General features: G+C 43.7%; 2 protein-coding genes. Both read right to left on the bottom strand.

Annotation, left to right across the window (positions count from 1 at the left end; all coding sequences use genetic code 11):
• Positions 1–12: 12 nt before the first annotated feature.
• Positions 13–4782 carry a type I polyketide synthase gene (locus OWN49_RS02030; protein WP_176283300.1) on the bottom strand — a complete coding sequence of 1590 codons (4770 nt, stop codon included), beginning with the start codon at positions 4780–4782 and terminating at the stop codon, positions 13–15.
• Positions 4782–17036: an SDR family NAD(P)-dependent oxidoreductase gene (locus OWN49_RS02035; protein WP_176283299.1), complete on the bottom strand. Its 12255-nt coding sequence runs from the start codon at positions 17034–17036 to the stop codon at positions 4782–4784. Before OWN49_RS02035 ends, OWN49_RS02030 begins: the two co-directional genes overlap by 1 nt.
• Positions 17037–17039: the final 3 nt, after the last annotated feature.

A 17039-nucleotide genomic window follows, 5' to 3' on the forward strand; every position in this document is an offset into this window, starting at 1 on the left:
CAAAATGATAAACTAATCCTGCATGCGCTCCAGCACATAATCAGCTTCCTCCGCAGTCAGTTCGCCCGCTTTTAATTGTCTGAGGAGCTCTTTTACTCTCTCGTTCTTTCCATTGGAATCCGCTGTTGCACGAGTCTGTGCCTCCGCGGAAAACGTTTCTTTTTTACGAATGGTTACATCCTTCAAACCTGCAAGTCTTTCTCCTTGTTCATTAAGCAGCTGAATATCGTAAATAAGCTCGGATTGACCTTTTTGGCCTGTTTTACGCGCATAAGCCCAGCATTCTGCTGAAACTTTTTTCCGAATCGTAATCTCACCTATTGAAAAAGGAACATAAACAGATGCCTCTTCTCTTCCGTCCGTAATCCCGAACAAAGATTGCAGAGCCCCATCAATTAAAGACGGATGCATTGTATAATTTTCAAGTGCATATGCGGCTTCTTTTGGCAGCAATAAGTGTGCAACCGCTTCTGTTTTTCCGCCCCATAAACGTTGAATCGGCTGAAAAGCGCGCCCATACAGGAACCCGTTTTCCCGAAAATACTTGTAACATTCATCTTGTTCACGGACAAAAGCACTTCTGTTTATCATCTCTTGTCTGTCGATATTCTCTATATCATCATCGTAATGATGATCATAATCTAATTCCCCCGTCACAAATCCATTCCTTACAGCAGCATCCTCGTCAGATGACATATTAAATAATATTTTGCCGTCTTTTACGGAAATGTGAGTGTAAATGGTCAGGCTCTCTTGCAAAAGCATGGCCGGTCTTGCAAATATCACGTTTTTTAAACGAGTGACCTCTTTCTTTCGATATGACCGCGTTCCCGCTGCGCATGCCATTTCAAGAAAAGCAGCTGCCGGGAGAATGCTCTTGTTTTTTACGATGTGGTCTTTTAACCAAATCTCTTTTTCTCTTAATGTCGTTTTAAAAAACTGCTGTTCCAGAGTAGATTCATTCGAATCCAGAAGCGGGTGCAGTGAAGACTGCCGCGGCAATATTTCCGGAACTATTGCACTTTGATTTCGAGGCACCCAGTAAGACTCCTCAGCAAATGGATATAAAGGAAGCTTGACCTTTTGCGGAGTATACTCTTCATATAACTCTCTCCATTGAATATCAGCCCCGAAAGACCATAATTTTGCTAGAAGATTCAAGTCCTTTGTCTCCATCATCACTTCGAGGAATTTATCTTTCATCTTTTGATCATGAAAGATAAAGACTTTATCAAAGTCTTTCGTAACATTGCCTTTGTATACGCCCTCTCCAATTGTTCCTTCAGTACAGAAAGTTCTCAGCTTCTCCTTAAGTTCCGGCAAATCGGAAGCTACAACAGCAAGTCTGTCTTCCATCGGCTCCCTGCATGTCTGCAATGTAAAAGCGATATCAGCTGCCGAGGCTGTTGTCTCCCGCTCTGTGAATTGCAGAAGGCGCCGGGCGTATTCTTTCAGTCTGTCTTCATTTTTGGCAGAGAGAACTGCGGCAAACGGACCGCTTATTGTTTGTGTGTCCGCATGGTTTTGATATTCCTCCACAATGACATGGGCATTTGCTCCTCCCGCTCCGAACGAACTGATTGCTGCTCTCCTGTTAGAGGCGCCTGATTCTTTCCGCCACTCTTCTTCTTTCTGCTGAACGTAAAAAGGCGTCTTTTCAAATCGGATATTTTGGTTCAGCTGTTCCGAGTGAATGGATGGCGCCAATTTCTGGTGCTTAAATTGCAAAAGAACTTTTGTAAGGGCTGCTATACCTGCGGCAGACTCCAAATGTCCGATATTAGACTTCACTGAACCTATGGCACAAAATTGTTTATCATCCGTAAATTTCTCAAAAGCTTTTGTCAATCCTGCGATCTCAATCGGATCTCCGAGCGAGGTACCCGTTCCGTGTGCTTCCAAGTAGCTGACGGATCGCGGACTGATGCCCGATTTCTTGAAATTTTCAGCAATCAGCTCAGCTTGTGCATTCGGATTCGGAACCGTAAACCCATTGGTTTTTCCGCCATGATTTACAGATGTTCCTTTAATCACTCCGTATATATGATCCTGATCAGCAATTGCTTTTTCCAGAGGTTTCAACAGGACGGCTCCCGAACCTTCTCCCGGGACATAGCCGTCTCCGCCCTCTCCGAAACTTCTGCACAATCCTTCGGTGGAAACAAAATTACCTTGACTCAGCCAAAGGTATTTGCTGGGGTGTATGGACACATTAACGCCGCCCGCAAGCGCAATTTCACTTTCCCCTCTTTTAATGCTCTCACATGCCAAGTGAATGGCCGTCAGCGATGATGAACACATCGTATCCAGTGCAATGCTCGGGCCGGAGAGATTAAAAAAGTATGAAACCCTGTTCGCAATAGATGAAAAGAAGGAACTGAGCGCAATCGGATTGCCCCGCGCAGTTTCTTCTGCGCCGAATAATTGATATTGTCCGTACATGGCTCCGACAAACACACCGGCTTTCATACCGTTAAGCTTCTCTTTTGTATATCCTGAATCTTCAAACGTATGCCAGGAGGTTTCGAGAAAAATTCGCTCCTGAGGGTCCATCAGCTCAGCTTCTTTATGAGAAATATGGAAAAACAGCGGATCGAATTGATCAACACCGCTGATAAAACCGCCCCACTTACTGTTGATTTTCCCCTTCTCCATTCTGTCGGGACTGTAAATTGATCTGAAATCCCAACGTTCCTCGGGGATTTCAATAATACAGTTTTTCCCTCCGGCAATGTTTTCCCAGAACTCCTCAAGAGTATCGGAATTCGGATATCTTCCGCTCACACCGATAATGGCAATATCCTCACCCGGCTGAACCATGCTCGGTGCAGGTGTATCCTTCTGCTGCCGGTGCTGTTTTTTACTCGGATTTTCTCTTTTCTTCTGCACTCTTGTTACCGGAGCTGCCCCTGCGGCCTTAAGGACTTTTTCTTTAAAAGATGTTAGGAAGAAGTTTGAAAGCTCTTCAATGTTCTGATATTCAAAAAAGATTGTTTTCGGAAGATCCCCGAAAGTATCTTCAAGCTTTGAAATAAGTGACATGATCATAAGTGAGTTGATTCCGAACTTCTCAAAAGAGTCTTTCGCATTTATTTTATGAGCTTGGATTTTCAAGACACCGCTGATGATCTTGATTAAATAGTCATTGACTTTTTCTTTCGCAGCATATTCCTCTTCTTCATCGTATTCCGCCGTGAGTGTATCTTGATCTGCTGCAGCTGTATTTCTTTGAATCGAAAGCGCTTTTATCATTTTATTCCGCTCACCTTCTGCAGGCATTAAGCTGGTAAATGAAGACCCCAGCATTTTCAGAAACGCTTCCAGAACAGAGGAAGTTCGCATCGGAGTCATTCCGTATTTTTCTTTTATTTGAATGATTCCATTGCTGTCGAGACTCATTCCGCCATCTTTCAATAACGGCCAATTGATTGATAGTGTTTTTCCGTTTCGAGAGAGCTGGGATCGAAGCATTGCAAAACTGTCCATAAAATGATTTGCGTACGCATAGTCACTTTGGCCGGCATTTCCGTAAGCGGCAAAAGAAGAAAAGAGAACAAAAAAATCAAGATCTTCGTCTTTTGTCAGCTCATCCAGCCAGATTGTCCCGTAAACTTTCGGTTTCAGTACGTCCGTAAAATCACTGAGACTTTTATTTACAAGAAATGAGTCACGAAGGATGCCGGCAGCATGGATGATCCCGTTTATGCTGCCGTACCGCTGTTTAACGCCGAAAATGAATCGCTCTGCCTCTGTTCGATCTGTTATGTCCGTCCGCTGATATTCAACAATAGAGCCGCTCTCATTAAGCTTACTGATCCGTTCTTTTTGATCAGCTGTTAAAAAAGAACGGCCTGTAAGTATAATCACGGCTTGGTTTTCATTAGCGATGTGTTCCGCAAACAGCAGCCCGAGTTTTCCGGCTCCTCCGGTAATGATATATATGCCGCCTTTTTGATACGTTACAGATCCGTGATCGTGTTCCGGAATATCAATAGGCTGCAGCTCTTTCACATAACGGGTATATGAGTCTATTAAAACCTCACATTCATCCGTTTGACTGCGCTGCATTTCACTGATTGCAGCATCCCACATCTCGGAAACCGGAGGATTTATGTCAGAATCCTCGTGGCGTATCTGTATGGTTTTCGCTTTAAGCTTGGAGCTTTCCATGTTTACCGTCTTCATGTACCCTCCGACAGCTTCATGAAACGGCTGATTCAGACCGCTTTTCCAATAAATATGCAATAACGTAACAGGTTCGTTTCTTCGCATTAAAGCTTTTGATAATAAAAAGAGCGAGTTTATCCCTCTGCGAAGAGTTTCATTAACGGATTCTTCAGTGATTTCTCTGATTTCTCCGTTCCATAAATAAAGCACGACATCAGGTGTAAATCCGTTTTCAGCCAAATCAGACAGCAGCATTTCGACATGATGTTCATCAGAAGGATTGATTGTGCATCTATTCCGTTCAATTCTGTAATCAGAATCGGGCGTTACGAGAATGACACGGTTATGTTCTCCATTCATCATCTCGGCATGCTGAAAGAGACGGTTATCCTGATCAAAAATCAGCATATTCCCCGGTGCCTGCTGATTCGGCATATCAATGTGATTTGTCCTTACCCAATCGGTCTTAAAAAAAATGGTTGGGGACGGAGCTTGTGATCCCGGCTCCGCCTTTTTTTCCATTTGTTCTTTTCTGTAAGTGCGAATTAGCTCCAGTCCTGCATCAGGAGACATTTGCTGTTCTTCAATTAAGGAAAGTATTTGTTTGATCTGCACTATTTTCCCTCCAGCAGCTGATAAACTTGGTCAGCAGAAAGTTCACCGTTTTTCAATTGTTCCAATAAGAAGAGAATTTCCTGATCTTCATTTTTATGACCTGCGGTTAATTCTCCCCCGGTCACTTTTCTGACAGAGAAGTCTTTCATGCTCACGGCTATTTCGCCGCTCTCGTTAATAAAATCAATGTTATACGTATAAAAACCGGTTTCTCTCACCGAAACATGGCATCGGGCAGTAAGCGCCCTCTTAATGTGAAGCTCTCTAAGTGAATAAGGAACAAATAAGCCGTCTTTCTCATTTTCTCTTAACAAAAATGCCGCCGCTTGAAAACCGCCGTCAATTAATGAAGGATGGAGTGTAAAATGTGAAAACCCGTTCGCTAAATGATCCGGAAGCTCCAATTCTGCCATTAACTCCACATCACCGCGATATACGGCTTTCAACGTTTGAAAACCGCTCTGATATGTCAGGCCCATACGACTGAAGCGGTGATAACACTCTTTCCGGCTTATGACCGTTTTACTGCGGCGTATGGACTTATCAATATCGACATACTCAGGATTGCTGTTTATGTCTCCGAATACTGTTTCACATTGTGTGCAGATTTGCTGCACGCCATCCGGGCCCTCTTTACATATCGTTACGTTCAACTTATCTTGTTTCATTTCCAAGCCGGTATAAATGTGCAGCGTTTTTCCTTTATATAATATAGGTCTGTTCCACATCACGTCTTTTATTTTATATACTTTACTTTCTCCGCTTATTTCCGCACAAACAAGAGCCATTTCAAGCGAAGCGGCTCCCGGCAACACACAGTCTCCTGAAACAAGGTGATCAGTGACGAAAAATTCAGTTCCGGAAATAACAGTTTTAAATGCTTGTTTCTTTAATGTTGAGACATTCTCGCTGATTAATGGGTGAAGACTTTTGCTATTAACCTCGCTTTTGTTCTTTTTCGGAGTAAACCAATAACTCTCTTTTGCAAACGGATAAGACGGCAGCGGCACTCTATTCAATTTCTTATTGCCGATTGTCTTCCATTCAAACTCGGCTCCATTGGCCCACCATTGTGCGAGCAGCTCCTCTTTTCCGCTTTGAAGAGCCTCCTGAATCATATATTCAGAAACAGCTGCGCGCTCTTCAGTGTTTTCGCTTATAAATACGCCTTTTTGCACCTTGCTGTCATCAAAAAAGCTGACGTATTTATCTCTCAGCTCAGTCAGACTCGCTGCACATACGGCAATTCTTTCGTTCATTGCTTCCCGGCCGTTTTGCAATGTAAATTCCATGTCACTGGCATTAACGGTCATGTCACCGGCAATCACGCGATCCAAGTAATGAACCATAAGCCGGATATACTCAAGTAATTGATCTTTGGTTTTCGCAGATAAAACAAAAATGTGTGTTTTACCGTTGTTTTCCGGCACTTCTTTTTGAGGTTTCCTATATTCCTCTAAAACAATATGCGCGTTCACACCGCCGAATCCGAATGAGCTGATACCTGCTCTCCTCGGCAGATCGTTGTTCTCTTCATCTTTTATCGGATTCCACTTTTGAGCGGTTTCTGTGATATAAAATGGCGTATTTTCCAGTTTGATGTATGGATTGAGTTCTGAAAAATGGGCGAGTCCCGGAAGTTTGCGATATTTAAAAGCCAGTAATACTTTCAGCACTCCGGCTATTCCGGCAGCGGTTTCGAGATGGCCGATGTTTGTTTTCACAGACCCGATTCCGCAGCTTTTCTGTTTCTCAAAAGGAATGTCCCATTCTTGATATAACGTTTTAAATGCCTTTATGATGCTGTTTACTTCAATCGGATCGCCAAGACTTGTCCCTGTGCCATGCGCTTCTATATATCCCGCAGTGGCGGGACTGACCCCCGCCTTCCGCCAAGCTTCGGTTAATAAGTCCGCCTGTGCGTTCGGATTCGGAGCTGTCAAAGAATTGGCGCGGCCGCCGTGATTTACAGCTGACCCTTTAATCAAACCATAAATATGATCACCGTCTGCCTGTGCTTTGCTGAGCGGCTTAAGCAATACTGCAGCCGCCCCTTCACTCCTTACATAGCCGTCAGCGCTTTTATCAAACGTTTTGCACTTTCCGTCTTTGGAAAGCATACCTGCTTTATCAAAAGCTATAAACAGAGTAGGGCTTGTCATAATATGCACTCCGCCTGCAATCGCCATTTCAAAATCGCCTCTTTGAATCCCCTCAGCCGCACGATGGAGTGCAACTAACGAACTTGAACAGGCAGTATCAATCGGTTCACTCGGACCCGTCAGGTTCAGCTGGTAAGAAATACGATTAGCCAATATACAATGATTTAAACCGGTTGCGGTCTGCGCCTGAACAGAGACGCCATTTTCATTGAGACGTTCCGCATAGTCCGTTGTGGCGACCCCTGCAAACACCGCAGTTTTCGTCCCTGCCAAATCAGACGGCTTATAGCCCGCATCTTCTATTGTTTTCCATACAGTCTCCATAAAAATTCTTTGCTGGGGATCCATTAATTCTGCTTCGGCGGGAGAAATCCCGAAAAACAACGGATCAAAACTGTCCGCGCCTTTGATAAACCCGCCTTTTTTTATTTTTGTTCTATTAACGTCCCTGATCGGATCGCCGTCAAACTCTTTCCAGTCCCAACGGTCTTCAGGAATGTCTGTAATCATATCCCGCCCTTTTTCAATTCCTTCCCAAAAGTCTTCCAGCGTATCTGTTTGGGGGAAACGGCCGCTTATTCCCACTATTGCAACCGGCTCATTCATATGTCTTTCCTCTTGCCTGGTTTTGTTTTCAGGCTCAGGGGAATGTTCATAGGATTCGGGCGGAGGCGTGCTGTACAATGTTTTTTCGTCTGCTGCAGAAAAAGGTTCTGTCTCAGCAAAAAGGATTTCTCCGTATTGCTCGATTACATAATCAGTCAGTTCAGCCAGTGAATTGCATTCAAAGAAAATGGACGGCAATAATTCCGTACCATATTGTTGATTGATTTCATTTCCGAGTCTGGTAAACGTAATAGAATCAAATCCGTACTCGCCGAATGAAGTCTCTTCTTCTATTTCCTTTCTGTCAATCTTTAAAATACTTGACATCATCTTTGCGATGCCCTCAATCAGATTTTCTCTTCTGTCTTTCGCCGCAGATTCATCTGAAGAAAAAGACCCGCAGAGATGAAGCTCTTCGGAATACTCACTCTTTAAAAACTCAAGAAGTTCATTAAAATCAGTAAGACCGAAAAAATCTGACGGCATCATTGATATTCCTAATGTTTCGTTTAATTCGTTGCCCAGCATTGTAAACATAATTGAATCAAATCCGTATTCGCTTATCGGCAGTTCAAAATCAAATTCCCGTTCTTCAATTTTTAATACGCCGGTGATGATGCGCGTCAAAGTGCTTTTTAAAGATTCAGTTATTGACAGCTCTTTCGGTTCGTGATTTTCGTCGGCGATTGCCGGGTCACTTTTTCCGCTGTCAATCGTTATCATTCGTTCCAGCTTTAATTCATTACCGCTAAATACCATTATTTGATGTTCACACCCTGTCATTGCTTGATCAAATGCTGCAAGGCCTTCCCGTTTTTCCAGAGGCAGCATTCCGAAACGGTCATAAAGGAACTTCTCTGAATGAATGTCAATTTGCATACCGCCTTCTTTCCATAAAGGCCAATTAATCGAGACTGTTTTTCCAGGTTTATTTTCCGCCGCTCTCATTTCCGCAAAATAATCCATAAACCGGTTTGCATAAGCATAATCAGTTTGTCCGGCATTCCCGATTATTGCGCTGATAGATGAAAACATAACAAAAAAGTCCAGAGGTTCTCTGTCTGTATACCGGTCAAGCCATATCGTTCCGTAAACCTTGCTGGCCAAGACTGAATCGAGATCCTCTTCACGCTTATTGATGAGTAATGAATCTTTTATCACACCGGCGCTGTGAATAATTCCTTTAACAGGACCTAATTTGTTTTTGACGAGTTTTATCAGGTTGTTGACATTTTCCTTATCAGAAATATCGGTTCTTACATAAAAAACCTCTGATCCGTTTTTTTCGAGCTCTTTTACATTGCTTACGGCTTCCTCAGAAAGCTCTGACCTGCCGATAAGCACAAGTTTTATTCTCCCTTTTCGCACAAGATGTCTGGCGAAAATCAGTCCCAGACCGCCTGTTCCTCCTGTAATGAGGTAAACTCCCCCTTCTTTTACTTCCATCTTTTTGGAGGGCTCTGCCCTTTCAATTTCTGCAGAGTGTTTCACCTGCCTGATTCCATCTCTGTATCTGATCTCTGAAGCATCATCGCTGATGACTGTTTCTTTCACAAGGTTTTTTAATTCAGGCAGACCGGTGTTCAGCTGTAACTGAATTCCATCGCTGTGTATTTCAATATTTTTACCGGACAACATTGGATGTTCTAAATGAAGCGACCTAAAAAAGCCGCTCATTGCCATTTGATAAGGTAAGATTTGATTGTTCCTTGTGAAAAATACATGTGATATCAGGATTTTATGTCTTGGGATTGTTGCTAACAGAGCTTTCGTTACATTGAAAACCGGCAAAACAGCCTTTTCCAGCTTTTCATGAATGTTATGCTCAATTCCCGTTTCAGGGCTCATCCCGATTAAAATGACGCGGTCAATTGTCACTTGTCTTTCTTTAAGAATCGCCAGCAATTTCTTATAGCCTTCAAGTTTGACGCTGTTCAATTCAAAGGAATCAGCTTCTTTTTCTTGAAAACTGCCGCCATGGCGGACAAAGATCATGTTCAGGCCGATATCTTTATATGCCTGGCGGATCAGCGGTTCTGATATATCCTGACGGAGTGAAATCACAAGGCAGCTGTTTAAACCGCTGCCTTCAGGCTGATGAAGCATAGGGGCCCGCTTCCACATATCAGTGTAATACTTAGCTGAATGCCGCTCATTTTGAGTCTGCGGTGCAGCCCTTAATGCCTTCAACGCTAAGTTTTTTATTTTAAGACTTACAGATCCGTGTTCATCCATAAATAGTATATGAAACCTTTTGACATCATCATGTTGTCTTTCATCGGCAGCAGTAATGTAAGCATAGCCGCTTGCCGAAGGTGGTTGAAGAATTTCCAGCTCACCTAATTCAAAAGGCAAATATGCGGTGTGATCGTCTTCCTGAGTGGACGTAAACCCGGTTGTGGATTGAAAAATGCCATCCAATAAACACGGTTCCAGCAGCGCGCCGGATTTTTTATGAATGCTCTCAGGAAGTGATATTCGTGCAAGAACAGCATTTTCATGGATAAACAGCTGTTTTATTACCTGAAAGCCGGCTCCATAGTCCAAACCGCTCTGCCGGAAGTTCCTATAACACTCAGCGCCGCTGATTAATCTTTTCTGTCCGGTTAACCGGCTGTCCAATTTAAAATGCTCTGTATGAGAGGCGTCTTTATCTCCGCATGTGATAATGTTTCCTTGGCAATGAACTGCCGCTTCAGGCTGCATATCGGTTTTCACCACAAATCTGCCGTCTTTTTGATTCGGCAGCAGATCTATCATTATCGTCTTTTCTTTTTCAACGGTTATCGGAACCGCCCATACAACCTGACTCAGTTTTATGACTGATTTTCCGTACAGCCTCTCTCCCGCTTCTCTGGCCGCTTCGATGATTGCCGCTCCGGGCAGAACCGTTTTCCCATGCACAACATGGTCTTTTAAATAATATTCAGAATCTGAAAGCGTTTTATAAAATCGGCACTCACCTGCAGAAAAATCAAATAAAGGAGCTGTACCGGCTGCTGATGTTGTTTGCGCCTTATTTGATACCCACAGTCTGTTTTTTAAGAAAGGGTAAGTCGGCAGCGCAATTTTTGCCGGTTTTCTGCCGGTGCGGAAATCTTCCCAGCTTAAATTCCCTCCCGATACCCAGAATTCAGCCATTTCGGCTAATGTGGTTCTGCCGGATTTGAGCGGAAGATCTGATTGCCGCTGTCCGCGTTTATGATTCGGTTTTTTCCCTCTGAATATTTCGTGATCGTCAATTCCATTATAAAAGTGATTTAATTTCAACATCAGATCATCGATATTATTTGAAATGACAGCAAGCCTTTCCGGCATGGCTTCACGCCCTTCAAGAAGGGTATACGCAATATCAGAAAGGTGAAGCGGCTTATTTGTTCCCGCCGGCTGTAAACACTCGCCCTGCTTATGACGAGCCTTTTGAAGATATTCCTCCAGCTGTTTTGCTGATTCCTGTAAACTCAGTGAATGCTTGGCTGAGAGTACGATAAGTTCCTCACTTTCCTCACAATCCGTTTGACAGTCAGCAGCAGACTCATACTCTTCCACAAGGATGTGTGCATTTGCCCCGCCCGCTCCGAAAGAACTTAATCCCGCACGCCGCGGATATTTGCTGTCAGAATGTTTTTCATTCACGGGTTTTATCCAGTCGGCGGTTTCCTGCTGGAGACAAAAAGGTGTCTCTTCCAGATAAAGATCCGGATGCACCCGTTCAGCATGCAGTGTTGCGGCTATTTTTTTATACTTCATTTGTAAAATAATCTTTGTCAGGCCGGCAATACCCGCGGCCGCTTCGAGATGACCGATGTTAGATTTAATCGATCCGAGAGAGCAATATGAAACATCTTCGGTATAAGCTCTGAACGCCTTGGTCAGGCCTCGGACTTCAATCGGGTCACCCAGCGGCGTTCCCGTGCCGTGGGCTTCAATAAAGCTGACACTTCTGGCGCTCCAACCGGCCGCTTTAAGAGCTCCTTGGATTAAATCCGCCTGTGCGGCAGGATTAGGCACCGTATAGCCATTCGTCTTTCCGCCATGATTAATTGCCGTTCCTTTTATGACGGCGTACACAGTATCATTATCACGTATGGCATCTTTAAGCGGTTTAAGAATAACGGCCCCGACACCTTCCCCGGGCACGAAACCGTCGCCGCCTTCTCCAAAACTTCTGCATTTTCCCGATTTTGAAAGCATTCCCATCTGACACCGGTATAAATAGTCAGAAGGATGAAGATACAAATTTACTCCTCCCGCAACCGCAACAGAGCACTCACCTTTTTTTAAACTTTGGCAAGCCATGTGAATTGCCGTTAAGGATGAAGAGCAAGCCGTATCTACAGGGATACTGGGACCCGTAAAATCAAATGTGTAAGACACTCTGTTCGCGAGAGACCATGGGAACGAATTTGGAAGTACATCGTTTTTGTCCGTCGGTATTCTTTCGCCGAGCAGCTTGTAAGAATTGGTTGTAACTCCCGCAAATACACCGACATGTTTTTCGGTCTGCTTCCTCAACCCTTCAATGGTATATCCCGAATCTTCAAATGCTTTCCATACGGTTTCGAGAAATATTCGTTCCTGAGGATCCATCGCTTCTGCTTCTCTCGGCGATATTTGGAAAAACAAAGAATCAAATGATTCAGCATTCTTTAAAAATCCGCCCCATTTGCAATAAATTTTTCCCTCATGCGCTTTAGCGGGGTCTGGATCATAGTAGGTCTCATAATTCCATCGTTCTTTCGGAATTTCTGTGATTGCGGTTCTCTCTTTTGATAGAAGATCCCACAATTCTTCGATATTTTCAGCCCCGGGATAACGGCCGCTGATACCGATTACCGCTATCCCGTCAAGATGTTCTTTTTCCTCCGCCGCAGGTGCAGTGATGTCTTGTTCCGGCCTGGCGGGGGTAATGCTCTGAATCTGTTTTCCTTTTTCCTCCCGTGAAAATAAACGCCCCAGCCGATCCGGGTATTCCTTTACAAGATGATCTGCTAAATCTCTGATTGTATGAAATTCAAATAAAAGCGTTTTCGAAATTGCTCCCAGTGACTGCTCCAGCTTTGTGTTGCATTGATGAATCATAACCGAATCCATTCCATATTCAGCCAGATGCACATCTTGATCGATCTCTTCCCGTTCTGCACCGACCTCAGAGGAGATGATATTGGTTAAAAACAAAACTGTCTGATCCAAAATATCGCCTTGAGCCAAAGGAACGGCACTGCCTGTCTCTGTTTCGTCCGTCAAAAATCTCTGCTGCATAAATTGTTCAAAGCGTTCGTGATCACCGCAGACTGCAATATTATGCAGCTGACCCGAAGTTACAATCCGCGAAAACCATTGCGTTCCGTCTTCAGCAGGAAGTTCTTCGAGCCCGGAACCATGAAAAAGAGACGTCCGCCCTTGACCTGACAGGTTCGCCCCCATTCCGATGTCTTGCCATAAAGGCCAATTGATTGTCAGGGTGCGGCCGCTGCGCAGAAACTTTTGCCGTTTCTGTTCCCGATATTCGGCGAAATGATCTAAAAAGCCGTTTGCATATGCATAATCACACTGTCCTTCGTTCCCTGCAATAGAGACGACTGAAGAAAAAACGGCGAAAAAATCCAATTCGAGCGACTTCGTTGCATGATCAAGATTCAATGCGCCATGAACTTTCGGAGCAATCACCTCTGAAAGTTCATGCTTTGTTTTTCGAAAAAGCAGCGAGTCTCTGATAACTCCTGCACAATGAATGACGCCATGAAGACCTGCATGCTGATCGGTAATATCGTCAATCATTTTTTTTACCGCTTCTTTATCGGATATATTCGCCTGTATATAATAAACCTTTGCTTTAAAGCTGTTCAGGTATTCTAAATGTTTCTGCTTATCTCCGTTTAAAACAGATCGCCCCGATAGGATAATAGTGGATCTTTCAGTTTTCGCGCAATATTCAGCGATTTTACTGCCAATCCCCCCGAATCCCCCTGTAATTAAATATACTTTATCTTTTTCAGGGTATTGAATGGTCTTTCTGTTTGTTTCTCTCTGCTTCTCTAACATCCGTGCATATCTTACGCAGCCTCTGTAAGTGATATGAATATGCCGATCAGGCGCTGTGTTTATTTCTTTATAAAGAATGTCAGCCTTCTCTGAAAATGAAACGGATGCAGAATCATGTTCAAAGCAAACCGTCTTACAATGCAACTGCGGGTACTCTTGTTTTATCGATTTTAAAAAACCGTTCACACCTTCAAAATACGGCAATTTTTCTTTTTGATCTGCGCTGAATGTATAAATGAACGTTACTTTGTTTATAAGGTTCTCGCTGATTAAAGCCTTAGTCAGATAAAACACAGAATAAATTCCTGATTCGAGTGTTTCTTCCAGTTCAGGCTGTTTTTCAGACCAAGTATGCAAAATTGCATCAGGCGCTGCGCCTTTTTCCTTTAACAGACGAATGACACCTTGATAATCTTCGGGACGCTGCCTGTTGATGGTGAAAACACTGTCGCTTATCTGCTCTAAACGCTCACCGGGCATAATAAGGTATGCGGACGTATTCTCTCTTTTTTTCAGCTCTTCAAAATAGTCTTTATTCCCGGAGAACAACAAAATAGTACAGGCTTGTCCGCTGCCCGCTTCATTCTCAAGTTCGGTTTCTTTCCATACCGGCGTATAAAGTGCCTGATTCTTCTTTTCTGAAAAAGCCGCGTCTGATTTTACCGGCTGAGGGTTTAAAGAAAATTGAGAGCGCTCAAACGGATAAGGCGGAAGCGGGGCTTTTCTTTTATGATAATCACCTAGTTTCGCCCATTCAATCTCTTCTCCTGAAAGCCACATTTGCATAAATGAATGATAAAGAGCCTCATCGGCTGGTTTGTCCGCTTCAAAAGCAGCCGCTTTGTTTAGTTTTGCTGATGGAGGGAGCGATCCGAATTGAAAAACTGAAAAATCAGAGATATTCACATCCGGCTCCGTTCCCTTTTCTTCCGTGTGAAGCGGCATATGGTCAGCTATCTCCTGAGACACGGCATCCATTTGATTGTATTCTGTCATCAGCGGAAAACGAGTCTTATCATAAAAACCTGCCGGCTGCTCATTCATACAAGCAACAGCCTGTTTAATTCCGTCTTGCTTTTTCAATAACATGCTCAGAAAAAGTTCTTTAGACAAGATTCCCTCATCCAGTAAATTTAATATTTCCAGAACATAATCATTATCAAAGAATCCATCATAATCTGTTAAATCCCATCTCTTATACAGTCTTCTCATAGAGGCAAGGATAGCCATGATCGCCGCTTCCTCATCAGCCGGCAATGCGTTTCTTTTATCCGCCGTGCGATTCACAATATAAGATAAAATCTCGATTTCCTGAGTCTTTCCCGCTTTATCCCACTCTTCTAAAAACCCTTTAAACGTATATTGGTGCTCAAGAAGCAGCCGTGTTTTCCCGTACAGGCGGTCTGTAAAATCAGCCGGGAAGCTCAGACCGTTCAGCAGCATCCTTACATATTCTTCATTTAATCGAACCGGCGGGTACGTTTTTGCAGTGTACGGATTGACAAATGGAATGGTCGACGGCTCACAGGATAAGTGCGAAGGTTTTTCAGCGCCTGTGATGACAGAAATGGCCTTTTCAATTTTGATGATATCCGCTGCTGCAAGAGCGACGTAATATCCGTCTCCGGCGCCTGTAATGAGGCTTGGCTTAAAACCGGATGCCAGGATACTTTTTATGATTTCCGTATTGATAACTAAAGAATACAAGCGGATTTTCTCAGGCGTCCATTTTCTTTTAAATGAACTGTGCAATGTTGGTATACCCTTCAGCACCGACCTTACGTTCTTTTCTAAATCAGGGAACACGCGTTTCAAAACGGCAAATTGTTTATAACTTTCCCATTTGAAGTCACCGATGGCAAGCGCCCATTCAGAATCTTGTTTCCTCCGAAAACTTAATCCCTCTTTAAGCTGATTTTTAAATTCCTCCTTGCTGCCTGCCAATAAACCAGCCCTGTAATCAAACGATGCCCTTGTTAAAAGGGTGCTGCTGATCACTTCATTTGATATTTTGCAAAATTCCTCAGAATCGTCAGAAAAGGTTCTCCAATTATGTATCATTTGTTTCATGCTTTCTTCACTTTTAGCGGAAAAAAGGAAGGGAACCCTTCCCTTTCTGTCAGATTCGTCTTTTGTATGTATAAATTCTTCGATGATGACGTGAGAGTTAACACCTCCAAAACCGAAGGAGCTGATTCCGGCCCTGAGCGGAGCCCCGTCTGCCGCCTCCCAATCACTTGAATCAAGCGCCGGCCTAAACGGTGTTTTTTCAAACTGTATAATTGGATTTACCGTATGTACATTCAGGCTTTTCGGCACCCTCCGATGTTTCATCATCATTAGAACTTTTATCAATCCAGCCATTCCCGCCGCTGCTTCTGTATGACCGATATTTGTTTTCACACTTCCGATCCTGCAATATTGAGTATCCTCAGTATATTGCCGATACGCTTTTGTCAATGCTTCTATTTCTATCGGATCGCCCAGAGATGTACCTGTGCCATGTGCTTCTACATAAGAAACCGTCGCAGCATCAACAGCAGCGTTGTGTAAAGCTTCTGAGATGACCCGGCACTGCGCTTCTGCTCTGGGAGCGGTTATGGAACGGGATTTACCGCCATGATTAACAGCTGTCCCTTTTATGATCCCGTATATATGGTGACCGGCTTTTACTGCATCACCAAGGCGCTGCAGCAATACAACGCCTGCCCCTTCTCCGGGAACATACCCGTTCGCCGCTGCGTCAAAGGTTTTACATTTGCCGTCAGGACTCAGCATTCTGGCTTTAGAAAAAGAAATATATTTTCCGGGTTGGAAATTCAAGTTTACTCCCGATGCGATTGCATAATCGCTTTCTTTTGTCCGCAATGACTTAACCGCTTCATGTAAAGCAACAAGCGACGATGCACAAGCGGCATTTACAGACATGCTTTTTCCGGTCAAACCGAATGTGTATGAAAGCCGGTTGGAGAGCATAGCTTCGAAACTTCCTAAACAGGCGTAACTGTCGATTTCCGATTCAGCATGACCTGTCTGCCGGTAGTCAGAATTCATAATACCCGCAAAAACAGAAGTGGTTTTACGCTGGAGATCCCGCAAAGAGACCCCGGAATCTTCGATGCACCGCCAAGTTTCTTCTAAAAGGATTCTTTGCTCAGGATCCATGTTTTTCGCTTCCCGGGGAGAGATATTAAAAAACTTATGGTCGAAATGGTCAGCTTTATGAATAAAACCTCCCCACTTGCTGATTGTTTTGTTCGGTATACTGATATCAGCTGAATAATAAAGATCGGGATCCCACCGTTCAATCGGCACTTCCCGGATGGAATCTTTGCCGCTATTTATGTTTTCCCAGAATTCATGATAATGATCTGCATCGGGGAATCTGCAAGCAACCCCGATTATCGCGATATCCGCACTCTGTTTATTCAAATGAACCATTGG

Source organism: Bacillus sp. NEAU-242-2 (genome assembly GCF_027853835.1).
Classification (GTDB): domain Bacteria; phylum Bacillota; class Bacilli; order Bacillales; family Bacillaceae; genus Bacillus; species Bacillus velezensis.